The organism is Dyadobacter sandarakinus, assembly GCF_016894445.1.
GTDB classification, from domain to species: Bacteria; Bacteroidota; Bacteroidia; order Cytophagales; family Spirosomataceae; genus Dyadobacter; species Dyadobacter sandarakinus.
The window spans coordinates 1,275,976-1,298,628 of sequence record NZ_CP056775.1; the positions used below are offsets into that span (position 1 = coordinate 1,275,976).

At 51.1% G+C, this 22,653-nt stretch carries 19 protein-coding genes; 7 read left to right on the forward strand and 12 right to left on the reverse strand.

Going from position 1 to position 22,653, the window contains the following annotated elements:
• The 4 genes from HWI92_RS05145 to HWI92_RS05160 are packed head-to-tail and all read left to right on the forward strand — an operon-like array spanning window position 1 to window position 4,289.
• Window positions 1–1,518, forward strand: coding sequence for a DUF1501 domain-containing protein (locus tag HWI92_RS05145; protein ID WP_204661290.1), 1,518 nt, complete (start codon window positions 1–3; stop codon window positions 1,516–1,518).
• A 39-nt stretch (window positions 1,519–1,557) separates the two neighbouring features.
• Window positions 1,558–2,418, forward strand: coding sequence for an NmrA family NAD(P)-binding protein (locus HWI92_RS05150; RefSeq protein ID WP_204661292.1), 861 nt, complete (start codon window positions 1,558–1,560; stop codon window positions 2,416–2,418).
• A gap of 21 nt (window positions 2,419–2,439) precedes the next feature.
• Entirely contained in the window at window positions 2,440–2,934 is a 495-nt protein-coding gene (locus HWI92_RS05155) for a hypothetical protein (RefSeq protein ID WP_204661294.1), read from the forward strand.
• A complete protein-coding gene (locus HWI92_RS05160) occupies window positions 2,931–4,289 on the forward strand; it encodes a M64 family metallopeptidase (RefSeq protein WP_204661296.1) in 1,359 nt (452 codons plus the stop codon). Before HWI92_RS05155 ends, HWI92_RS05160 begins: the two co-directional genes overlap by 4 nt.
• Window positions 4,290–4,336: 47 nt before the next feature.
• Here HWI92_RS05160 and HWI92_RS05165 read toward each other — a convergent pair whose 3' ends face one another.
• From HWI92_RS05165 to HWI92_RS05200, 8 genes are all read right to left on the reverse strand, one after another.
• A complete protein-coding gene (locus tag HWI92_RS05165; RefSeq protein ID WP_204661298.1) occupies window positions 4,337–4,639 on the reverse strand; it encodes a hypothetical protein in 303 nt (100 codons plus the stop codon).
• A 5-nt stretch (window positions 4,640–4,644) separates the two neighbouring features.
• Window positions 4,645–5,409: a ParA family protein gene (locus tag HWI92_RS05170; RefSeq protein WP_204661300.1), complete on the reverse strand. Its 765-nt coding sequence runs from the start codon at window positions 5,407–5,409 to the stop codon at window positions 4,645–4,647.
• Window positions 5,410–5,682: 273 nt separating this feature from the next.
• The gene (locus tag HWI92_RS05175) at window positions 5,683–6,951 is read right to left on the reverse strand and encodes an MFS transporter (RefSeq protein WP_204661302.1); all 1,269 of its coding nucleotides are present in this window, start codon (window positions 6,949–6,951) and stop codon (window positions 5,683–5,685) included.
• A gap of 58 nt (window positions 6,952–7,009) precedes the next feature.
• Entirely contained in the window at window positions 7,010–8,494 is a 1,485-nt protein-coding gene (locus HWI92_RS05180; protein WP_204661304.1) for an HsdM family class I SAM-dependent methyltransferase, read from the reverse strand.
• Window positions 8,495–8,726: 232 nt separating this feature from the next.
• Window positions 8,727–9,233, reverse strand: coding sequence for a hypothetical protein (locus HWI92_RS05185; RefSeq protein ID WP_229248924.1), 507 nt, complete (start codon window positions 9,231–9,233; stop codon window positions 8,727–8,729).
• 233 nt (window positions 9,234–9,466) lie between these two features.
• The gene (locus tag HWI92_RS05190) at window positions 9,467–10,480 is read right to left on the reverse strand and encodes a Ppx/GppA phosphatase family protein (RefSeq protein WP_204661306.1); all 1,014 of its coding nucleotides are present in this window, start codon (window positions 10,478–10,480) and stop codon (window positions 9,467–9,469) included.
• A gap of 50 nt (window positions 10,481–10,530) precedes the next feature.
• Window positions 10,531–11,544 carry a hypothetical protein gene (locus HWI92_RS05195; RefSeq protein ID WP_204661308.1) on the reverse strand — a complete coding sequence of 338 codons (1,014 nt, stop codon included), beginning with the start codon at window positions 11,542–11,544 and terminating at the stop codon, window positions 10,531–10,533.
• An 18-nt stretch (window positions 11,545–11,562) separates the two neighbouring features.
• Window positions 11,563–12,237, reverse strand: coding sequence for a hypothetical protein (locus HWI92_RS05200; protein WP_204661310.1), 675 nt, complete (start codon window positions 12,235–12,237; stop codon window positions 11,563–11,565).
• 192 nt (window positions 12,238–12,429) lie between these two features.
• On the opposite strand from HWI92_RS05200, the gene HWI92_RS05205 reads away from it, so the two are divergent.
• On the forward strand, window positions 12,430–13,350 hold the full coding sequence (locus tag HWI92_RS05205; protein WP_204661312.1) for a sugar phosphate isomerase/epimerase family protein: 921 nt from the start codon (window positions 12,430–12,432) through the stop codon (window positions 13,348–13,350).
• A 54-nt stretch (window positions 13,351–13,404) separates the two neighbouring features.
• Here HWI92_RS05205 and HWI92_RS05210 read toward each other — a convergent pair whose 3' ends face one another.
• A complete protein-coding gene (locus HWI92_RS05210; RefSeq protein WP_204661314.1) occupies window positions 13,405–14,409 on the reverse strand; it encodes an alpha/beta fold hydrolase in 1,005 nt (334 codons plus the stop codon).
• A gap of 69 nt (window positions 14,410–14,478) precedes the next feature.
• Window positions 14,479–15,642, reverse strand: coding sequence for an MFS transporter (locus tag HWI92_RS05215; RefSeq protein WP_204661316.1), 1,164 nt, complete (start codon window positions 15,640–15,642; stop codon window positions 14,479–14,481).
• A gap of 275 nt (window positions 15,643–15,917) precedes the next feature.
• On the opposite strand from HWI92_RS05215, the gene HWI92_RS05220 reads away from it, so the two are divergent.
• Window positions 15,918–17,423, forward strand: coding sequence for a serine hydrolase domain-containing protein (locus tag HWI92_RS05220; RefSeq protein WP_204661318.1), 1,506 nt, complete (start codon window positions 15,918–15,920; stop codon window positions 17,421–17,423).
• Window positions 17,424–17,632: 209 nt separating this feature from the next.
• Window positions 17,633–18,247 carry a DUF6134 family protein gene (locus HWI92_RS05225; protein WP_229248926.1) on the forward strand — a complete coding sequence of 205 codons (615 nt, stop codon included), beginning with the start codon at window positions 17,633–17,635 and terminating at the stop codon, window positions 18,245–18,247.
• A gap of 2 nt (window positions 18,248–18,249) precedes the next feature.
• On the opposite strand, the gene HWI92_RS05230 is transcribed toward HWI92_RS05225, so the two are convergent.
• Together HWI92_RS05230 and HWI92_RS05235 are read right to left on the reverse strand one after the other, a co-directional pair.
• Complete coding sequence (locus tag HWI92_RS05230) at window positions 18,250–19,377, reverse strand: efflux RND transporter periplasmic adaptor subunit (protein WP_204661320.1); 1,128 nt, start codon at window positions 19,375–19,377, stop codon at window positions 18,250–18,252.
• Between the two features lie 20 nt (window positions 19,378–19,397).
• Window positions 19,398–22,652: an efflux RND transporter permease subunit gene (locus tag HWI92_RS05235; RefSeq protein ID WP_204661322.1), complete on the reverse strand. Its 3,255-nt coding sequence runs from the start codon at window positions 22,650–22,652 to the stop codon at window positions 19,398–19,400.
• Window position 22,653: the final 1 nt, after the last annotated feature.

A 22,653-nucleotide genomic window follows, 5' to 3' on the forward strand; every position in this document is an offset into this window, starting at 1 on the left:
ATGTCACAACATCACGATGACGAGTTCAGGATCAATCACCCGGATTTTGACCGGCTTCACCGCCAGATGGATCGCCGGCGGTTCCTTACGCGAACTTCACTCGGGCTGGGTGCGCTGGCCATGGGATCACTGCTCGGGGCCGACAAGCTTTCCGGAGCCAGGGCCACAATGGGTGCCGGGGCTCCGGGCAAAACGCTGGAGGAGGATATACTTGGCGCACTTCCCCACATAGCGCCCAAAGCCAAGCGGGTCGTGTACCTTTTTATGAGCGGGGGACCTTCCCAATTTGAAACATTCGATTACAAGCCCGCACTGGTGAAGCTGGCCGGACAGAACCTGCCCGACTCCGTCAGGAAGGGTCAGCGGCTTACAGGAATGAGTGCCAATCAGAGTGACCTGCCCGTCGTGCCGTCGGTTTACCATTTTAATCAACATGGAAAAAATGGTACCTGGGTGAGCGAGCTGCTGCCTTATACGGCCAAAGTGGTGGATGAACTTTGTATTGTAAAATCAATTTATTCCGAGGCCATCAACCACGATCCGGCCATTACTTTTTTTCAGACCGGCAACCAGCTTCCTGGTCGCCCGTCCATCGGATCGTGGGTGAGCTATGGTCTGGGTTCGGACAATAAGAACCTGCCTGCTTTCATTGTGCTTGTCTCCAAAAACGGGTCGAAGGACCAGCCTCTGTATGCACGGCTTTGGGGAAACGGGTTTTTACCATCCGAGCACCAGGGTGTACAGTTCCGCTCGGGAAAGGACCCTGTGTTGTTCCTGAATAATCCGGAAGGGTACGACGGGCAGGACCGCAAACAAATGCTCGACTATCTTACACGCCTCAACCATCTGCAGAATGAAACCTATGGAGACCCGGAGGTAGATGCGCGCATTGCACAATATGAAATGGCCTATCGCATGCAGACCTCGGTGCCGGAGGTGATGGACATCCGCAACGAGCCTGACGAAGTTTTTGACCTGTATGGTCCCGACAGCCGCGATTCGGGTACCTATGCAGCAAACTGCCTCCTGGCGCGTAAGCTGCTCGAAAAGGATGTAAAATTTGTTCAGCTCTATCATCAGGGATGGGACAACCACGGCGGGCTTCCCAAAGGTATCGCTGAGCAATGCAAAAAGACAGATCAGGCAACAGCTGCATTGATCGTAGACCTGAAAAGACGGGGATTGCTGGACGACACGCTGGTGATCTGGGGCGGCGAGTTTGGCCGCACGGTTTACTCGCAGGGAAAGCTGACGGCCACGGACTACGGTCGCGACCATCATCCGCGCTGCTTTACCATGTGGATGGCCGGCGCTGGCGTGAAGCCCGGCATTACGTTCGGTGAAACAGATGATTTCAGTTACAATATTGTCAAAGATCCGGTACATGTCCATGACTTCCAGGCTACCCTTATGCACCTCATGGGCGTGGATCATGAAAGGCTTACGTACAAGTACCAGGGCCGCAGGTTCAGGTTGACGGATGTTCACGGACAGTTGGTCAAAGGTATTCTGGCATAGAAATTTGCCTTGACAAAGCACTAACCAAATCACGAAAACATGCATATTGTACTCGGTGCTTCCGGACAGGTCGGCTCGGCTGTTGTCAAAAAACTGATCGATAAGAACGTTCCCGTGCGGGCCATTGTCCGCAGTGAAGAAAAGGTCATGAACCTGCTCGCCATGGGAGCCGAAGTTGCAGTCGCCGATGCCCGGGACCTGCCCTCGCTGCAAAAGGCATTTCAGGGTGGCACTTCGCTCTTTGTACTGACACCCGAAACGGGCCAGGAGCTGGATGTGCTTGGAGAAACGTCGGTGATCCTGGAAAACTACCGGCATGCGTGGGAGGGAGCTGGCATTGACCGGCTCGTAGGACTTTCCTCCATTGGTGCGCAGCATGACCATGGTACCGGCAATCTGCTGATGTCCAACCTGCTCGAACATGCCTTTGATGGCATGCGCGTGCACAAGACCTTTATCCGCCCGGCCTATTTTTTCAGCAACTGGCTGGCTTTTTTGCCGGTTATTAAAGAAAGTGGCATCCTGCCGACCTATTTTCCGCTTGACCTTGCCATACCCATGGTTGCCCCGCTGGAAGTAGCCACATGCATCGTGAATGAAATGTTGCTGGACGTTGAAAAACCAAGAACAAAAACCGTGGAAGTACTCGGACCGGGCTTGTACACATCCCTGGATGTAGCAGAGGCTTTTTCGGACGCTTTGAACACGGAGGTGGTACCCAGCAGGATTCCGCGGGAGCTTTGGAGCAGCAGCCTGGCACAGATCGGGTTTACGCCGGACGCCATCCGCAACTTTATAGAAATGACCGATGCCGTGATTGACGGGAGAGCTGCCGCGGAGGGTGTTGATACCATTTATACCAAAGTAACCCTCCGGGAATTTATTAAAGCATCGGTTTAGGATCATTTTTAAATGCAGGTATTGTCCAAAGTTTACGTCTTGCTGCTATCGGTGATGTGCCTGCTGCCTCTCGGCTGCAGGCCGTCTCAGGGTAGTCTTTCAATGAAGAATGTGCCTAATTACAACCCCAGTGCAGGAGACCATGTTCTTTTTCTTGAATTTAAAATCAGGAAAAACAGTGCAGGAGATGAAACCGCTGAGCTCGTCAGGTCAGTTGCCGGCTCCGGCCGTGTGAAAGCAATGCTGGCGGCGGCGGAAAGTCCCTACCGGATCGTGGCCATCCCGCGTTACAGTACCAGCCACCCCGAGCAGGAAATGCGGTATGAGCATCCGTTGTTTCAGTCGGTGGAGGTGTCAGACACTACCGGCGTTCTTTCCCGGAGCCGCCTGGCTGTGCATGAAGGTTCGCTCACGATCCGGCTGCAGGACGACCCATACCTGACGCGGGTCGACCTTTACAGTGAAGGGCCTGAAAAGGGACGAGTACTGATCAATACCCTAGACTTTAAACGATGAGAAAAACATTTACTTTTCTGATCATGCTTTTGCCGGCAATCGCCGCATTGGGCCAAAAGTTTGATGTAGATACAATTTACAAATCCGGCCGGCTTGACAACAGGATCAATGTAGTGATCCTGGGCGATGGTTTTACCAATGCCGAGCTCCCGCGATTCAGGGAAGAGGCACGCCGGTTTTCTGAGTTTTTTCTGGGGTATGAGCCTTATAATCATTATAAAAACTATTTCAACTTTTTTGCCATAGCCACACCCTCCCGCGAAAGCGGCGTCACCAATCCGGGTGATGCGCCGGACGCCTATGCTGACCAGCCGGTCGGGAAAAAGGACACTTACTATGAGGCGACTTTTGGCAGTACCATTCACAGGCTGGTGACGGTTAACATATCGAAAGTGTATGATGTGCTGGCTTATAACCTGGCTTCCTACGACCTGGCGGTGGTATTGGTAAATACAGAATATTATGGCGGCTCAGGTGGAGCGGTGGCAGTGCACACGCTGCACGCACAGGCCAATACGATCGGTGTGCATGAGATTGCCCATACATTCAGTCATGTGAATGACGAATACTGGGCCGGTGCCATTTACGGCTGGGAAGCGCCCAATATGACCGTCGACAATAATCCGGCAACAATCAAGTGGAAACCCTGGCTCGATACCGATCCCATCGGCATCTTCCGGCATGGAGATTCGGGAGGGGCTGAGAAGTGGTACAAGCCGACTACTTCCAATTGCCTGATGGAGCTGCTGAGTCAGCCTTTCTGCCAGGTATGCCGGGAGGCGACTACGGAGCGTATACTCGAAATCGTGAACCCGCTGGAAGGTGTGACACCGGCTGTCTCATCTACAGTGACACTGACCGGCGACGACCGTACTTTCAGCCTGAACCTGGTACGTCCGGAACCCAATACATTAAAAGTAGAGTGGAGGCTGAATGGTACGCTGCTTGCCACCAACCAGGGTGAGCTGACCCTGGGTCCGGGTGCATTGAGTGGGTCCGCAGCAACGCTTACCGCGACCGTCTACGATTCGACCACCATGAGCCGGGCGGCGGGAGCAGTGGCTGCACGTACCCGGACAGCCGAGTGGAAACTGGAAAAGCTGGTATTATCAAACCCGGCAGAAGCTGCCGGGCTGGTAAAGATTTTTCCTAATCCTGCCAGGGATTACATTCATTTCGAAACCCGCCTGCCGGGTTCCTCGCAGGTAACCTTGTACGACCGCGCCGGGCGCCAGGTAGCTTCAAAAGCATTTGACGGGTACATTGATCTGCCCGTTCCCGGCACGGCAGGCATTTACCTGTACCGGTTCAGTAACAATGGGCGTGAGGTAACCGGTGCCGTCGCAGCGGAGTAGGGCATGATCCGGCGCAGCCAGGTAAATGCAATCCACCAGGGTAGCATTTACTCGGCCGCCGATTTTGGCTTGCGGCCGACTTTGGTACGGTTCCGGATTTTGTCGGGACGGGGGCGGATTTCCTTATCCTCGAAATAGAGGCGCAGCGATTCGAGAATGATATCCTTTTGCGTCAAACCCTCCCAGTAGCCGTAATCTTTCATGTTTTCCATCAGCACATAATCACAATCAAAGGTCACCTTGGTCGGGGCACCCTCGGGTACACTCTCCTTGGCGGTACTTTGTTCTTCTTCCTGGATGTCGGTAACGAGCGGGAGCGGCGCAAATTCAAATTTCCTTTCCTTAGCCATCTTCATCAATTATTGATTCGTTCTAATATTTCCTTGGTCAGCTTGTAATAGTCTTCGGCTCCGTTGCTGTGCGGAGCGTAATCAAATATGGTCGTACCATTGGCCTGTGCCTCTGACAATGCAATGTTGTCGCGAATGTACGATTCCATAAACACCTCACCAAGTTGCTCCCGGGTAGCGCTGATCAGTTCGTGGCTGATCTTTTTACGGATCTTCGGGTTGTACCGGGTCGCAAATACACCGCCCAGATTTGTATTCGGACTGATCTTCTTAATCTCCGCCGAGTACACCAGAAAGTTGCGCAAACCTTCGTAGCTCAGGAATTCCGCCTGCAAGGGTACATAATACTGGTGGCACGAAACAAGTGCAAGCCGGGTGTTGCCGTACAGGGCGGGAGGACAGTCGATGATCACAAAGTCATAGCGGTCCTTCACTTTTTCCAGCGCTATTTTCAGGTTAAACGGAAACACGGGTGCCGACTTGATGGTGTCTTCCCGGTGGATCATTTCAGCCGAGCCCGGCAGCACATCAATACTCCCGACCTTCTTGACAATCTCGTCAAACTCGTACTCGCCCGTGATAAACGAGCCGCTGTCTTTTTTTAACCCTGCGTGGGTAATGCCAAAACTTTTGGTCAGGCTAGCCTGTGCGTCGAGGTCTATAACCAGCACCCGGGCATTGGCAAATTTGCTGAGGCCGGCAGCAATGCTTTGGGCAGAAGTTGTTTTACCAACGCCACCCTTGTTGTTAACAATACTGATGATCTTCATTTAAAAGTATTAATAGTATAAAAAGCTGCACATTTATCTCCTGTCTGACATGTAAATAAACAGAAAATATTTTTACCACTAATACTTCAAATAGAATGCATGAAAAGTTTTTGTTGTTGTAAATGTATAAAACTTTTTAAAAGAATAGTTAGTACTAAAAGAATTTTTTTTGCTAGATCATCTTTTACTCCTGCAAATGAGGTACTTACCTGAAAACAAAAACAGGAAGCAGATTTATCTGCTTCCTGTTACATGCATATCCAACTTGTTTTCTTAAACCGTCCCGTCCGCAGCAGGTACCACTGCCGCCGTCTGCTCGGTTTTTAGGGTAGCATACCGGTGAATACGGTACATCAAAATGAGGGTCACAGCAATTGCGAGTACTACTACATTCCCGAGCATCGGGTAGTTTTCTATATGTCCCGTACTGCCGACGGACACGATCAGGCCGGCAATCAGGGAAGCAATGCCACCGGCAATCTGCTGCACCGACGCATTGATACCCATGAACGCACCCCGGTCCTGGGGCTCGGGCACGGCGGTCATCAGGGCGGATGCCGAGATCATGCGGGCAGTGATTCCTACGAAAAGAAATACGTTGAGCACAATGATAATCCAGAGTGGGGTAATGCCAAGATTGCAATAAATGATCGTCATGATGGCTGCGATTACGGAACCGAGCACAAACACTTTGTACTTGCCGACCTTGTCACTCAGCTTGCCGATCATCGGGCTGAATACGAGCATGCAAATTCCGGTCACCATATATAAGGTAGGAAGCTGATCTTCGAGAATGCCCAGGTTGGCTACCCCGTAGGCTGTGCCGAAAGGCATCAGCATAAAGCCTCCGGTCGCGAGCAGGGTAGTAGCCGCGAAACCCTGCAGGTACTCGGGCCGGCTCAGGGTTTTGCCAAGATGCGTGAATGCATTGTGCTTCGAGCGGATCTGCAGGTGACCGGTGATGGGCTTCATTTTACCAACTACCAAAAACCATACGACCACACTCAGCCCGACGATCATCAGGAACGGAGCATGCCAGTCGAGCTGCTTGGCCAGGTAAAGCCCGATGGGAATGCCGAGTACCTGGCTGCTGGCAAAGGCCATTTGCACAAATCCCATTACGCGGCCGCGAACCTGGATCGGGAAAAGGTCAGTGATGATCGCGAAGCTGATTGACCCGATCACACCGCCAAACAATCCTGTGAAAATCCTCGCGAACAGCAGCAGGTGATAGGTAGGGGCGAGTCCGCAAAACAGGGTACCCACAATGAAGCCCGTGTAAAAGAAGAGTAGCATTTTTTTACGGTCAAACTTGTCAGCGAAGCCGGCGGTAAGGAGTCCGGCGGCACCGGCGCTGAATGCATAAGCCGAAACGACGATCCCGAACTGCCTGGTTGTAATGGACAGTTTTTCAAGCAGCAGGTACCCCAGGGGCGACAGGACCATGAAGTCGAGCACGACGGTAAACTGAAGAAAAGCGAGCACGGCTATGATGAATTTCTCATAGCCGGAAAAGGTTTGTTTGGTGGTTTGTTCAGACATAGTTGTTTGTCTTGTGAAGATTCATGAATCGGGGTATTGGGCGGCAGGGGGTGGTGAGCTATCCCGGGTTGACGGGCAGCATGAAGTTCTCTATGATTTTTTTGTTGTAACCTTTATACCCGCCCTGAAAATCCTTGCCTGCAACTGCAATAAAATCAGCCATTTTGTCGGAATTAAGATGTGCGAGCAAAGCTTCATAATTGCCGTCATATTTAATGAAATATCCCGAATAAACTGTTACGTCCGGGTTCTCGTAGAGCACAAAATTGGGTTGCCGGTTAATGGGTGAAAAGATGATCTTTTTTCCAAATGTCTGATCGAGTCCCTGCGCTCTGCCGAATGCATACCAGGCTGCCGGGTTGGGCTTTCCATTATCACGACGATTGAGGTCGGGTTTTACTTTAAGGAGGTAGGCATACGTATGCGGAAACTCCTGCTGCATGACCGGTTCCGGAATGATCCGGTGCTTGCCCGATTCATCTTTCCGGTATGGAAAAAGGATGTACTCGACGACGGAATCCTGTGCACTTTTTAACTTGGACCCTTTGATGACAGGCCGCAACATCGTTTTTTCGAGGTACACAGTGGCTCCATCCTTACTCTCAGCATACACCAGCGCCTCTTTTTCATGAATAATCCTGAAAATAAAATGCGCATCAGCAAGCGTGACAAGGCCCACCGAGATCCGGCAAATGTCTCCCAATCGTACGCCTGTCTCCCTGGTTTGAGCCACCACGGAAAAATGCCAGTTGCCCGATTCCGGAAGTTCATCGGGAGAGGCCAGCCGGCTTATACAATTAAACGCACTGTCTACGCACTGCTCAAACCGGAAATGCGGTGACCTGTATTTTGAAAAAATGGTGACCGCCGAGTAGGTCGCTGCATTCCCGAATACAGAGAATGTGCCATAGTCTGTAAGCTGTAAAAGATTTTGCCGCTCATAAAAAAAGGCACGCAGCGGCTTGCCCGTCTCGGACCGGAAATAGGAATTGGGTGTGATCAGTGCGCATACACCATTGTCGCTGAGCAGCTTGGCACTCAGCTCGAAGAAGGCAATGTAGGCGTCGGTTGAGCCCGACCTGCAAAATTTATAATGCTGCTGAATGTATTTGCGCTGGGCTTCGGGTAAATGCTGGATGCGGATGTAAGGCGGATTGCCGGTAATCAGGTCAAAGCGCTCGCGCGATCGAACCCGTTTAAGGGCGTCCCGCTTTTGCAGGTTCCACTTTACGGTAATCCCGAGTGGCGCGACCAGTGCATCCAGATTTTTGCGGCAAGCCTCAATCGCGTCGGCATCAATGTCCCAGCCATGCAAACCTTCCAGGTTTTGCAAAAGTGTCTCGGACGATGAACAATCAATAATATGGCGGGCAACCGGCACCAGAAATCGCCCGTCGCCGCAGGCTGGGTCGAGCACGCGGAAACCGGACCGGTAATGATCGTAAAATCCGGCATCCCTCAAAATTTTCTCAACAATGAAAGGGGGTGTATAAATTTGTCCGAGGAGCTTCTTCTTCTCGTAAGTGCGTGTTTGCGATGCCATGCTACAATTCAGGGGCGGGCGTTATATTCATTGTTTTACCAACTACATCCATGAAAGTACCCGCGCTGCCTGGAAGTGTAGACCTCTGCCGGACGCGGCCTTGTACGGAGATACAGTCAGGTTCTTGGAAGTCACTTTTTTAAAGTACCCGTCCTGACCGAAAGCTTTTTTTATTTTCTAAAAGCCCGGCTAAAAAAGAGCAGATCCTTAAAACAAATATACGTATAAACCTTTACCGCAGATGGCACAGCCTGTAACCGCCGCGCCGGCGGATGGAGTCGGTGACAAAGGGTGGGTCGATGTCCCGGAAGGGAACTTCGTAAGTATCTTCGTGAAAGGTAAATGAAGTACGATCCTTGCGGACGCGCGTGGTACCAGCACGGTAAAATCGCCCGACCTGTTCGTGATACAATGCTTCCTTATCAATAAACCCGATGAGCGATGCAATGGTACCATCCTCAGCGGACTGGTGAAAGGAAATACAGAAGTAATGGGTTGTACGGGACTCGGGCTTGTGGAGCTGGGATGCGGGAATATTCAGCACATAATCGCCGTGCAACACGCCGGTTTTCCGCTTCATCGCTTTGATGTCAACTGCAAATTGCTGACTATCAGTATCAATCTGAAAATCCTGGCCCCAGTCCTGCCCATCGGCAGCGCCAAATGACCGGGTGGGGCGAGGCAGGTGGTAGGCATCTGCAAACACAATCTCACCCAATGTGCCGGTAAAACGCAGCATTCTTGTATGTGAATGCTTAGCAGCGTGCCGGTCCCAAATATTGGGTGTATGGTGGTGATGCAGAGAATGTTGCACCAGTTCACGAGCCCGAAATTTCTGCTCGTCAGTCACGCAGAATTGTATGTACGTATGATGGTCCAAAATGTTGTCGTGTGTGCAATTCTCAGGAGGATTATTCAGGCAAAAAAGGAAGGGCTCAGGCGAATGCCCGAGCCCTCCTGCATGATGCTGTGTTACAAACCCAGCAAAAAGCCGATTGTGAAGTTGGCATCCCAGTCGAAAACAAATTGCTGGCATCCGGTTTCTTCTGCAACAGATTTATAAATGTTAACTCCTGCTTTGGACTTTGCATTCGTCAACTTTGCATAACTTTCAGGCGTACCCAGAATTGTATAGCGCTCTTTTCCTTTCCTTACCTCCTTCGCCATTTCGAAGGGAACGCCTCCGATGATAAAGCAGGTTTTACGAAGCGACTGCGGAATTTTGGCTGCTTTTGATTTAACATCCTGCGTCACCTTGTCGTCACTGGTACCTTCCTGAAAATACTTGGCGCCATACGATTCCAAAGCCTGGATACGTGCATTTTCCAGCCAGGAAATTTTGGTATTTCCCGAGCCAATATCCACCACGAATGCCTTATCGGCGAAGCCTGCCGGTAGTACCGATTTTAGTCCGAGCTGTCCTTCCTGCTCGGGCGTAACCTGGTTAACCACATATCCCAGCGACTTCAATACCCGTGTGATCTTTACGGTAACATCTGCTTTGGCCGCTCCCGAGCTGACAACGAAATGGATATCCTTACTCCCTACACCAAAATCGAGCATGCTGCTGATATACTTTTTTAAACCGATCCGTACATCTTCATCGGTAGCCATGTTTTCAGTTACCAGGCTGTTGCCGAATTCAGATTTCTCGAGCTTCCATCGTTTCGCATCGTCAACCCGGATGATGAAGGAGTTAAATCCGCTCGCACCGAGCTCCACCACGCCGCGGAGTTTGCCATTGACCGGCTCGGGTGCACTGTACTCGAAGGAAGCAGTCTGTGCAGTGGTAGCTTCACCGCTTCGAGTCGGCTCAGTTGTGGCACTGGTATCCGTGTTGGTAGCCTGCGTTTCGGAGCTTTGTGCCCGGTCGGTAGCCATTTGCTGCAAGGCATTCTGGCCTCCTAGGTACTTGTATCCCAGGAATATAGCGCCAAGAATGATCGCTGTGATCAGTAACCGTCCTGCAACTGTCAGTCGTTTCATAGGTTGTTCGTGGAAAAATGAAAAATGTAAAGCATTGAAAACTAAATGAATCAGTCAAGAAGACCCTTGTACGATGAATCTTTGGGTACGTTCAGTGAGCGATCGGCAGGAGGCGGGGTATCCAGCTGGATCAGCTTGAACTGTCCGGAGTTGTAGGCTTCGAGCATGGCCTGTCCTTTGTCCGAAAGTAAACCGTTCTGCACATCCACTCCATTGATAAAGTCCATCGACAGGTCCATTGCCCGCTTCATTTCCCCAAGTTTCTGACTCATGTCTTCCTGAATGTATTCCATGGACTCGTCGAAGTAAAACTTCTTGTCCGGATTGCCCTTAAAGATGCTGATGGCCGTCCTGAGTGCATTCGAGCTTTCCTTAACGATCCGGTACTCAGCCTCTTTCAGCTTTACCTTGATCTCGGTTTCCTTGATAATATAATCGGCGCTTTTATTCACTTTTTCCATGAATTCCAGTACGGTCTTCATGTTGCGCTGCAATGGAAAAAGCTTCTCATTCATCTCCTGCAGACCGGCACCTTCAATGGTAGCTAGCGAAGCAGTTTCCTTCATGCCGGGCCTGTCGAGCATGGTACTGGCTTTGTTGGCTTCGGCAAACTTTTGCTTGATCTTTTCATTGTTGTCGCTGATGTTCCGGTTCAGTTTAACAAGCTGCCCCGCGAGTGTATTGATCTGTCCCTGCATCTTCTCCCGCTTTTCTTTCAGGTCATCAATGTAAATTTTCATGATTGCAATCGGGTCCAGCTTGATCACCACACCGGTGATTTTACGCATGAATGTTTTAAAAAGAAAGAATACTGCGGTACGGACATCCTTGCTCGTAAACAGAAATATCAGCAGCGCGAGTATGGCTACAAGAAAGCCGAGGTACAATGTATTTTGCGTTACCTCTATCAAAAAGGCAGCAATTTTGTTCCAGAAATAAAGGATTGCCGCCCCGGCTGCACCAAGAAACAGCAGAGAGGTAACGCCTTCGGGCTTGCTCCAGTACGACCTTTTCGAGTGGTCATCCTGAGCGCCGCCCAGCTGAGTGAAATCGGGTGTTGCCATGTTTTTCAGTATGTCAGGTTAGTGAAGGTATTGGTTAATCTTGTTCAAATCGGACTTAATCTGCTCTTCAAATCGGGCGTAGGTCATGTCGTAACTTTCGCGGTTGCTCTGGATACGCGCAGTTTGCTCCGTCACATCGCCGGCAATCTGCCCGAGCCGGCTTTTATTCTCATCGATTTTACGCTGAAGATCTGCAATCTGGCTGAGGAATGCGGCATTTGCCTGTTCCAGCCTTTTCTGCTCTTCCTGCAATGCGCCTACCCGGTCGCGGATTGTTTTTTCCACATCTTTCAAAAATGATTCCCGGTCACGCCCCAGCACAGTAAGGTATTGCTCGGCAGATGTTTTCAGCACCGTCGTTTCCTTTGCACCGCCCATGGCCTTGAAGCTCGCCCACGCTGCCTGGAATTGTTTTTCAACACCAAGCCCCAATCCGTCCATACTTTGCAGCGCCTGCTTGTACTCAAAGTAATCCGGGCCGGGCATATTGGCCTTTTCGAGCAGTGCGGCAAAATGTTCGATGAACTTTTTGTTCACCTCGCCTGTGGGAACCGGAACTTCTGCCTGACTTTTGACGGCATTTTCCGGTTTGGTCACAGGAATATTGGCCGGTACCGCCTGTGCGGGTTCATCGGCATCCTTGATAAAAAAGCTGAGTATCTTCTTCCCGATACCCGGTTCAGATTCTGCCATAATGGTGTAACGTGTTTAGGTTCACTGCATTTATAAGGTCAATATTACACATTTTGAAATCATGCACGCGAGCGCGATAGTTACCAGTGGTGTGCTGCCCGGATGAAGCCGGTCAAAAGTTGGATGGAATTCCAACCGTATCTTGAATGCTCGCCCATTTTTGTGGATGTTTGTTAAAAAACTCGATCCATTATGCTCAAATTAGGTTTTAACAGCGCGATTCTTGCAGATTTCAGCTTCGAGCATGTTATTGGTTTTGCCGGTAATCATGGTTTTGCATGTGTGGAAATGATGTGCTGGCCTGCCAATAATACCGATAGCCGACGATATGCAGGGGTTACTCACATCAATGTAGGGGACCTCACCACCGAGGCAGTTTCCGGCATACGCCATAGCCTGAAAGAAGCAGGCGTTTTCATATCAGCCCTCGGGTATTATCCCAATCCGCTTGATCCGGACCCACAAAAATCGGAATACTATATTGAACACATCAAGGAAGTTATCCGCGGAGCAGCCAGGCTGGATGTGCCCGTAGTTACCACCTTTATCGGCCGTGATCCTGCAAAAAGCATGAAAGAGAACCTTGCCCGTTTTGCGGATGTCTGGCCTGCTATCGTGAAGGTTGCCGAGGAGAATAATGTGAAAATTGCCATCGAAAACTGCCCGATGTTTTTCACAGATGATGAGTGGCCGGGTGGCAAAAACCTTGCTATAAGCCCAGCGGTATGGGATATTATGTTCGAAAAAATACCAAGCCCTATACTCGGGCTGAATTATGATCCTTCACATATGGTATGGCAGATGATGGACGAAATCAAGCCTATTTACAATTATAAAGACAGGCTGCATCACGTTCATTTGAAGGATGTTAAGGTTTACAAAGATAAATTGGACAGGGTGGGGATTATGGCCAATCCGCTGGAATTCCATTCACCCAAGCTGCCGGGACTCGGTGATGTCAACTGGCGTGCCTTTTTTGCTGCATTAACGGATGTTCGCTACCGGGGTCCTGTGGTGATAGAAGTGGAAGACAAAGCCTACGAAGGAAATATTTCCGATGTACAAACCGCCATACTCACCAGCCGCAACTACCTCAAACAATTTTTAGGCTGAGTTATCCAGGGAGTAAAATCAGCAGCCGCCCGGACGCAATCCGGGCGGCTGTTTTCATGGTATGATAAAGGGTTTCAGAGCCGTGAAAAACCGGTCAAAATCTTCAATGTGCGGCAGGTGCCCGATGTTGTCGAGCGGTACAAGTTTGCTGCCTTTGATCCTGGCCTGGGTGGCTTTTCCGAGTTCGGGAAAGTTGCCCAGGGTAGCGCGCAAGGATTCAGGCGCAAGGTTTTTACCTACCGCGCTGCGGTCGCGCTGCCCGATGATGAGCAGGGTAGGCGCTGCAATTTTTCCAAATTCGTAGCACACAGGCTGCGTATAAATCATGTCGTACGTCAAGGCCGCGTTCCAGGCAATGCGCGGATATTCTTTATTGAGCGTCCAGCCCGCAAGGAGGTTCGCCCAGCGGGTATAGTTTTCCTTCCATTTACCGTCATAGTAGCTGGTAAGCTGATAATTTTTAATGGACGTAACGTTGCTTTTCAACTCAGTGAGGTACCATTTGTCGATAGGCTGATAGGGTACTTTCAACTTATAATCTTCCAGGCCCAGCGGATTGACCAGCACCAGTTTCTCGATCCGCTCGGGGTACATCAGGGTAAACCGGGTCGCCAGCATTCCTCCCATGGAATGTCCAAGTACGATCGTTTTGTTGATGCCAAGTGTATCGAGGATCTCGCGGGTATGGGCTGCCAGCTCGTGAAAGGAGTATTGAAAATGCAGGGGTTTGGACGACTTCCCAAACCCGATCTGGTCGGGCATAATGACGCGAAAACCCAGCGCTGACAATGCGCGGGCCGTTTGTTCCCAGTAGGCGCCATTGAAGTTCTTGCCATGGAGGAGCATGATATTCCTGCCATTTGGCTTGTCCGGCTCGATGTCCATGTACGCCATTTTCAGCCTTTCTCCCTGCGTATCAAAGCTCAGGTACGAGACCGGAAACGGATATTCATAGTTTTCCAGATTAATGTCGAGGTTGCGCAGGGAGTCCTGCTGGGCATGCACAGGTGCTGCCCAAATTATTGCCAGCAGAAGCAGCAGGGTACCTAACTTTTTCATACAGTATGGTTAAAAGAAAAAAGGACAACCTTGGGCTGTCCTTTAAGTCTTTCAAAAATATATACCAGCCTACCGGATGAGCCTCGCTTTCGTACACAGGTAGGCAGTCATGGAAGCAAGTACGCCGACGATCGCAAACGACCACTGCAGGTTAGCAAACTGTGCTACGATACCGATCAATGGAGGTCCGATGAGGAAACCAATGAAGCTGATGGACGATACTGCTGCAAGCGCCATACCGGCCGACATGGTATTGGACTTGCCTGCTGCGCTGTAAACCAGCGGTACCACCGACGACACTCCGAAGCCTACCAGCAGAAACCCGAAAGTGGCGGGTACCAGGTATGGAAAGAACACCGAGATGGCCAGTCCGCTGCCCATCAATGCACCGCTGATCTGAAGCATGGTTTTACGTCCGAGGCGGTTGGCCAGCCAGTCGCCCGCAAAGCGGCCGCCGGTCATGGTGCCCATAAAAGCAACATATCCGAGCGTGGTCATGGACGCAGGAACGTGCACTGCTTCACGGAAGTAAACCCCGCTCCAGTCAAACATCGCGCCTTCGCACACCATCGCACAAAAGCCAATCAGGCCCAGGAGCAGGAGGTCACGGTCGGGCTTCACGAACATGGGCTGCGACTCGTCCTCGCTTTTGCTGCTGTCGGGCATGGTATGCCTGTGTGCTACAAAAATGATGGCGTAGGCAAGCAATGCAACTACCAGAAAGTGCACGGACGGAGGCACGTTGATCGAAATGAAAACAGAGCCGAGCATGGCGCTCACAAACCCTGCCAGGCTCCAGAGCCCGTGGAAAGATGCCATAATCGATTTTCCATACACCTGCTCCACGGCGACAGCCTGTGTGTTGACGGCAATGTTGGTGAGGTTACCCCAAAGCCCGAATGCAAATAGGGCGATGACCAGCTGCTCCGTGCGGGTTACAAACCCAATGAAAGTGAGGGTAGTAGCGTAAAGCAATGCACCGATCAGCACCATTTTCTTACTGCCGTAGTTTGTCACCATCCAACCGGAAACAGGGAGGCTGGCCATCAACCCGATCGGCAATGCGAGCAGAACTGTTCCCAGTCCTCCCTCGGTCAGGTGCAGCATGGATTTGATATCGGGGATACGGCTTGCCCAGGCAGCAAAACTAAGTCCCTGCACAAAAAAGAATGCAGCAACCGCAAGCCGGAGAAATTTTCTGGAATCAGAAGGAGCGAAAATTGAATAATTCATGTGTATCGAAATTTGTGGTGCGTGATGGACTTTAAAAAAGCTTTTTATATGATTATTTCTATGTTGCCTTTAATACGGCATTTACCTGAAAACAGACTATGGATATCAAATACTATTTACAGATGCAAAATTAACGTGTTTACAAAAAAGATGATTCACGAAAATTGTACTTTTATAATCAACTAAAAAAGTATGTGTTGTACAAAAGTAAGAAAGTGGATTTTTCAAACAGGTTTCTTATCTTCACTTTTCACCACAAGTAACAGACTCCCCGCATGAAAGCGACCTTTACCCTGATCCTTTACCTGATCGTTCACGCATGCCTTGCCCAGGGAACACCCGGAGACCGGGCTGAGGAAGTGCGTGCTTTGCTGCCCGTGATTGATAAAATGTACCGCGACTATGCCGCGCAGCAACATTTACCGGCGGTGGCATACGGCATTGTACTTGACGGAAAATTACTGCTTTCCGGCGCCACCGGGTATTCGGAAATTGCAGGATCAGTGAAGGCCGGAACAAAATCGTTGTTCCGGATCGCATCCATGTCCAAGAGCGTGACGGCCATGGGGATACTCGCCTTGCGGAATGAGGGCAAGCTCCGGCTGGACGATCCTGCATACCTGTATATTCCGGAACTTAAGAACATGCCGCTGCTCACTTCCGATGCGCCGGCGATAACGGTCCGGCATCTGCTGACACACGCGGCGGGGTTCCCCGAAGACAATCCATGGGGTGACCGCCAGCTGGATACTCGCGATGAAGAACTTATTGCATTGATCAGGAAGGGGATCTCATCTTCCAATGTGCCCGGTGTCGCCTATGAGTATGCCAACCTGGGGTACGCCATGTTGGGCAAGATCATCTCGAATGTTTCCGGCAAGCCCTACCAGCAGTATATCGACGACACGATTTTCAAACCATTGGGTATGAACAATACCATTTGGGAGTACAGCAAAGCGCCGAAAGCACTGCTGGCGCATGGTTACCGGTATGAAGACGATATGTGGAAAGAGGAGGAGCTGCTGCACGATGGTACCTATGGTGCCATGGGTGGACTTATTACTTCCATTGAGGATTTCAGCAAATATGTCATTTTTCATTTATCGGCATGGCCAGCCAGTTCGGCACCCGAACACGGGCCTGTCCGGCGCAGTGACGTGCGGGAAATGCAGATGCCTTGGAATTTCAATAATCTCAATGCTGCATACAAATATCCGGGCGGGCGACCTTGCGCCATGGTTTCAGCTTATGGCTATGGATTGCGGTGGAGCAGGGATTGCGAGGGCAGGACGGGCATCGGGCACACCGGGGGACTGCCAGGTTTTGGCAGCCAGTGGCAGATCCTGCCCGATTACGGCATCGGTATCATTGCTTACGCCAACCGTACTTACGCCGGCATGGCTACGATCAATACGGCAGTGCTGGATACAATCATCGCACTCACCGGATTAAAACCAACGCCCATCGGCGTGTCTGCCATCCTTACAAAGAGAAAGGATGAGCTCACGCGGATGCTGCCGGACTGGAAGAATGCGGAACAAAGCGGCATATTTGCGGAAAACTTTTTCCCGGACCGTTCCATAAATCACCGCAGGCAGGAGCTGGACGTACTGCTGGCCAAAGTGGGGCACATTACCGGTAGCACCGAGATGTTCGCCGAAAACCAGCTCCGGGGTACATTCCTGCTCAAATGTGAGCGTGGCGATGTGCGGGTTTACTTCACACTTTCTCCTGAAAACCCCGCCCTCATCCAGCAACTGGACTTTTCCGCCGCCAAATAGGAAATTACAATGTAGCAGTAGGGGAATGTCCCGCGTTGATTGTCACAGGTCAAAGCGGGACATCTTGTTTGCAAAAAGCGCAAACGATCAGCCTTAAACAGGTTTGCCTTACTGGCGATTATGTTCCGCATGATACAATAGGAACAAAAGTTGTGCTGTTATATAGCATACGAAAGCAGCGGAGGAAAAGCACTATGCACAAAAAGCAAATGAGTTGTTACATCTTGGGAATGCTGTTGCTGCTGGCCGGCCCGGTTTGCAGCCAGACGAACGTTTACGACATCATCCTGGCAGGACGAACGATCGGTTCACTGAGGGTATTTGACGACAAAGGAGAGGCGAATACGGAAACTCACCGCATTGAGTCAGACTTTAAAGTACTGTTCTACAAAGGAAAGTACTCCACCCAGACCAGCTACGTACAGGGTAAGCTGGTTTCGGCAGTATGTGCGCATCTTGTAAACGGGGACCTGAAAGAAAAAACGCAGACTAAAAGTGCAGCCAAAAGCCTGTATGAAGTATGGTTTTCGGGAGAGGATGGAAAAGAAAAGCCGAAGATCGAAATTGACGAGCCCATCCTGAGTACCATTACGGGCCTGTACTATAAAGAGCCGGTAAACCTCAGCGAAGTATATTCCGAACGTTACGGACGCATGTGCGGCATCAAAAAGTTATCCGAAGGAAAATACGGAGTAGCGCTGCCCGACGGTAAACAGGGGGTGTACTTATATAAAAACGGGTTGTGCCGGGAGGTTAATACCGACCTCGCCGGCTTCAAGCTGCGCATTGTGCTGAAAGAAGGAGCCACCGCAAAAGCGCGCTGACCTCAGATGTCCGCAGGCTTCACATGACTGATCGCAGAAGCATTGCGGATTTCTTCATTCGCTGTTTTCACGATCACATCACCTTCCCGGATATCGCCGAAGATCTCGGTTTTCTCGGCGTCACTGCTGCCTACTTTCACCGGCGCCCACACGGCTTTATTCTCCACCACTTTAATCACGTAAGTACCCTGGGTGCTATTTAGTACCGCCGACTGGGGTACTGCAAATGCCTTTGTGCCACTGTTGAGCGGGATGGCCACCTCGGCGATCATGCCGGGGAGCAGTTTCCGGTTATTATTAAATACATCCATTTCGGTGCGCTGTGAGCGGAGGCGTGTATCCAATGCACCTGCGAGCCGTGTTACTTTGGCAGCAAACGTCTGATCAGGCAGCGACTTGACGGTAAACTTCACCTCGCTGTTGTTTTTCAGGTAGCTGGTATAAGCTTCCGGAACACTCACCACAAGGCGCAGCTTGCGCTGCTCTACCAGGGTAAACAGCGGAAATTCCGATCCTTTGCCCGAAGGCCCTACGTAGGCTCCGTTGCTCACATTCCGCGCCGTGATCACGCCGCTGAATGGTGCACGGATTTCAAGATAGTTGCGCGTATCGGTAATTTCCCGCCGTGCAGACTTCAATGCTTCGAGCTGGGCAAGATCAGATTTTTGTTTTGCCAATGCAACATCAAGATCATTCTGAGACACTGTACCAGGTGTTTTGCTTGTTTCAAGAAGACGCTCATAATTGGCATTGCTCGCCTGGTACAAAGCTTCCTGCGCCTGCAGACGCGATTCACTGGCGGTCACCTGGGCATTGAGCTCGGGTGCTTCCATCGTTGCCAGGATCTGTCCTTGCTGCACCTCGGAGCCTACGTCTGCATGCAGCTTTTTCACGAAGCTGCTCACCTTTGCGTACAGGTCCACCTGCTGAAATGCAATGAGCTCACCGGGAATGTTCAGGCTGGATGTAAGCTGTTGCTTTTGTAAAGTAATCGTTTCGGTTGCCAGTGCTTCGGTTTTGGGTGCGGCTTTGCGCGCCTCTTCATTGGCCTGTGACGAGCCGCAACCCTGGAAAGCCAGCCCCAGCGAGGCAGCAAGCAGGGGCGCAGCAATGATTTGTATCCTTTTCATTTTTATTAAAGTTCGATGGATTACTTGTTTACCGGCACATAGTAGAGGCTTTCTTCATCCTCAGGATCGAGTGATACACTTTGGGTGCTCGTTTTTCCCTGACCCCATGCAAATACAAGCGGCAGAATAAAGAGCGCCGCAAATGTAGAGGCAATCAGCCCGCCGATTACCGCCCGCCCGAGTGGCGACGACTGGTCGCCGGCTTCACCCAGTCCGCTGGCCATAGGTACCATACCCACCACCATCGCAACGGCCGTCATCACGATCGGGCGCAGGCGTAGTCCGGCAGATTCCTGGGCTGCACCAATAGCATTTCCGCTGTGCTTGCGCAGCTGCTCGGCATTTGTGATCAACAATACGGCATTGGAGATGGATACCCCCACGGACATGATAATGCCCATGTAGGACTGTAAGTTCAATGTTGAGCCGGTGAGCATCAGCAAGGCAAGCGAGCCTACGATTACGGCGGGCACGGTCGCGAGTACGATGGCCGACACCCGGAAGGATTGAAAATTGGCAGCCAGCATCAGGAAAATGACGATGATGGCTACTACCAGTCCATTCTGCAGACTGTCCAGCGTATCCGTGAGCGTCTGGCTGAGGCCGACCAGTTCCACCGTCAGCCCGCGTGGCAGCTCACCCAGGGTTGCAAGTGCTTTTTCGACATCGCCTTTCGCACGGCCGAGGTCAATGTTATTCAGGTTGGCCGTTACAGACAAAACAGGTAGCGAACCCAGGTTATCATTTTCCCCGTAAGTAGTATCCGGCGTAATGGTAGCAATGTCGCGCAGCATGGGCCGGCTGCTGTTTTTCATCAATGGAATTTCGCCAATGTCATTGATGCTGTTCATCTTGCTCTCCGGAATCTGAACCTGTACGGAATAGCTGTACCCTGCTTTTTCGTCCACCCAGATGTTTTTGTCGGTATACCTGGAAGATGAGGTAGACGCGATGAGGGATCGGGAAACATCACTCATATCCACCCCGAGCTGGGCTGCTCTTACCCGGTCGACTTCGATTTTTACGGCCGGGTACTTGTTGGACTGTCCAAGCTGCACATCACGGAGGTAGCTGATTTCCCGGAGTTTTGCGATTACTTTTTTGGCATATTCCTCATTCACTTTTTTGCTCCTACCTGAAAGCCGCACCTCGATCGGGGTGGGAGAGCCCTGGCTGAGGATCTTATCGGTGAGTTCAATGGGTTCGAAAGAGAGGAATACATCCGGGCTGATCGCTTTCACGCGTGCCCTGATCTGCTCTTTGAGCTCATCCAGGTTGGTATGGAATTCTTCATGCAATGCTACCTGCAATACCGCTTCCTGCGGGCCGGCTACCCAGAGGAATATCGGGTTTACAGAAAATAATGAAGGGTGCTGACCGACATACGCCGAGGTGATCGCGACATTTTCAGGCCCCACAATATCTTTCACAACCTGTATGGCTTCCAGGGTTTTTATCTCTGTCTTTTCAATGCGGGTACCTTCGGGGGCACGCAGGCGCACCTGGAACTGTCCTCCGTTTACCTTAGGCAAAACGTCCTTCCCGATGCTGTCGAGCATGAGCGCAGCCGCCGCAATGGTGATAATCAGGTAAGCAATGGTAATCGGGATGCGATAAGGCATGATCCGCTCCATGAACCGCATGAAGCGCCGACGGATCCTGTCGAAACCTTTTACCTCAGCATCGCCATCGTGGCGGTGCAGCAAAGCTTCTTTCTGCTGATCTTTATCACGGCCCAGGCCCGACGCTGCAAATTCCTCTGCGTCGGTCATCTCGGTGCCATCCGCCTTTTTATGATGTTTTACCTTCATGATCCAGTTTGCCATCACAGGCACAAAGGTCTGCGCAAGGAAGTACGAAACGATCATACTGAACCCGATCGCCAGGGCCAGCGGCAGGAAAAGTGATCCCGGAATGCCGCCCATGGTAAAAGCAGGCGCAAATACAGCCAGGATACAGAAGAGGATGAGTAGCTTGGGAAATGCAATTTCCTGGCAGGCATCCCAAATCGCCAGTGCCTTCGGTTTACCCATGTCCAGGTGCTGGTGAATGTTTTCAATGGTTACAGTACTTTCGTCTACCAGTATCCCGATTGCGAGCGCCAGTCCGCTCAGGGTCATGATGTTGATGGTCTGCCCGAAAAGGCTCAGGAAAAGTACACCGGAAATGATCGAAGTAGGAATCGTCAGGATTACAATGAGCGCACCCCGCGGATCTCCCAGAAAAAGCAATACCATCAGCCCGGTCAGGATCGCACCGATCGCACCTTCGGACAGCAGGCTCTTCACAGAGTTCATCACGTAGGTCGACTGGTCAAATTCATAGCTTACCTTCACATCTTCGGGCAGGGTGCTCTGTATTTTAGGAATTGCAGCTTTCAGGTTTTGAACCACTTCCCAGGTAGACGCGTCCGCATTTTTTGCAATGCTCAGGTACACAGACCGTTTTCCATTCACAAGCCCATACCCCGACGTAATATCCGCCGCATCCTGCACCGTCGCCACGTCGCGCAGGTAAAGGTTTTGCACCGTGCCTTTAAACAGCGGAATGTTTTCGAAATCCTTGACCGCATGCACGGTCGTATTGGTAGGGGTGATATAATTTTTGTCGCCAATTCTCACATTTCCCGAAGGTGCCGTCTGGTTGTTGAGGCGGAGTGCCTCTACCAGCTGGTCCGGGCTGATGTTATGGGAGCGCATCAGCTGAGGATCTGCCTTCACCACGATTGTTCGGATGTTTCCGCCAAACGGCGGGGCCGACACTAGCCCGGGAATGGATGTGAAGGTAGACCGCACGTACACATTCGCAAGGTCCATCAGCTCGTTGTTGCTCCTTTTCTCGCTGCTGAGTACCAGCTGGCCGACCGGCAGCGTAGACGCATCAAAGCGGATGATAAAGGGAGGGTTGGAGCCGGGCGGGAAGATCGCCTGCGCGCGGTTGGTAAAAGCACTCAGCTCGGCCGATGCCTGTGCCATGTTGGTACCCGGATAAAAATTGACCTTCATCAGGGTCAATCCCTGAATGTTTTTGGTCTCAATGCTTTTGATACCATTTACATACAGCAAAATATTGATGTACTGTTTGGCAAAGAAGGTTTCCATCTGGTCCGGCGTGTAACCTCCGAAGGGGTGGGCAATGTACATGACCGGCAGGTCAAGTTTAGGAAAAATGTCGACCTTGATATTTCGCACGGCATTGACCCCGAAGAAAAACAAACCTGCTACAATCACCATGATGGTAATGGGCTTGCGCAGGGCGAAACGTATTAAATCCATA

Coding starts and splice junctions, on each gene's coding strand:
- HWI92_RS05145 (WP_204661290.1), top strand. CDS start 1: ATGTCACAACATCACGATGACGAGTTCAGGATCAATCACCCGGATTTT.
- HWI92_RS05150 (WP_204661292.1), top strand. CDS start 1,558: ATGCATATTGTACTCGGTGCTTCCGGACAGGTCGGCTCGGCTGTTGTC.
- HWI92_RS05160 (WP_204661296.1), top strand. CDS start 2,931: ATGAGAAAAACATTTACTTTTCTGATCATGCTTTTGCCGGCAATCGCC.
- HWI92_RS05165 (WP_204661298.1), bottom strand. CDS start 4,639: ATGGCTAAGGAAAGGAAATTTGAATTTGCGCCGCTCCCGCTCGTTACC.
- HWI92_RS05170 (WP_204661300.1), bottom strand. CDS start 5,409: ATGAAGATCATCAGTATTGTTAACAACAAGGGTGGCGTTGGTAAAACA.
- HWI92_RS05175 (WP_204661302.1), bottom strand. CDS start 6,951: ATGTCTGAACAAACCACCAAACAAACCTTTTCCGGCTATGAGAAATTC.
- HWI92_RS05180 (WP_204661304.1), bottom strand. CDS start 8,494: ATGGCATCGCAAACACGCACTTACGAGAAGAAGAAGCTCCTCGGACAA.
- HWI92_RS05185 (WP_229248924.1), bottom strand. CDS start 9,233: ATGCTGCGTTTTACCGGCACATTGGGTGAGATTGTGTTTGCAGATGCC.
- HWI92_RS05190 (WP_204661306.1), bottom strand. CDS start 10,480: ATGAAACGACTGACAGTTGCAGGACGGTTACTGATCACAGCGATCATT.
- HWI92_RS05195 (WP_204661308.1), bottom strand. CDS start 11,544: ATGGCAACACCCGATTTCACTCAGCTGGGCGGCGCTCAGGATGACCAC.
- HWI92_RS05200 (WP_204661310.1), bottom strand. CDS start 12,237: ATGGCAGAATCTGAACCGGGTATCGGGAAGAAGATACTCAGCTTTTTT.
- HWI92_RS05205 (WP_204661312.1), top strand. CDS start 12,430: ATGCTCAAATTAGGTTTTAACAGCGCGATTCTTGCAGATTTCAGCTTC.
- HWI92_RS05210 (WP_204661314.1), bottom strand. CDS start 14,409: ATGAAAAAGTTAGGTACCCTGCTGCTTCTGCTGGCAATAATTTGGGCA.
- HWI92_RS05215 (WP_204661316.1), bottom strand. CDS start 15,642: ATGAATTATTCAATTTTCGCTCCTTCTGATTCCAGAAAATTTCTCCGG.
- HWI92_RS05220 (WP_204661318.1), top strand. CDS start 15,918: ATGAAAGCGACCTTTACCCTGATCCTTTACCTGATCGTTCACGCATGC.
- HWI92_RS05225 (WP_229248926.1), top strand. CDS start 17,633: ATGAGTTGTTACATCTTGGGAATGCTGTTGCTGCTGGCCGGCCCGGTT.
- HWI92_RS05230 (WP_204661320.1), bottom strand. CDS start 19,377: ATGAAAAGGATACAAATCATTGCTGCGCCCCTGCTTGCTGCCTCGCTG.
- HWI92_RS05235 (WP_204661322.1), bottom strand. CDS start 22,652: ATGGATTTAATACGTTTCGCCCTGCGCAAGCCCATTACCATCATGGTG.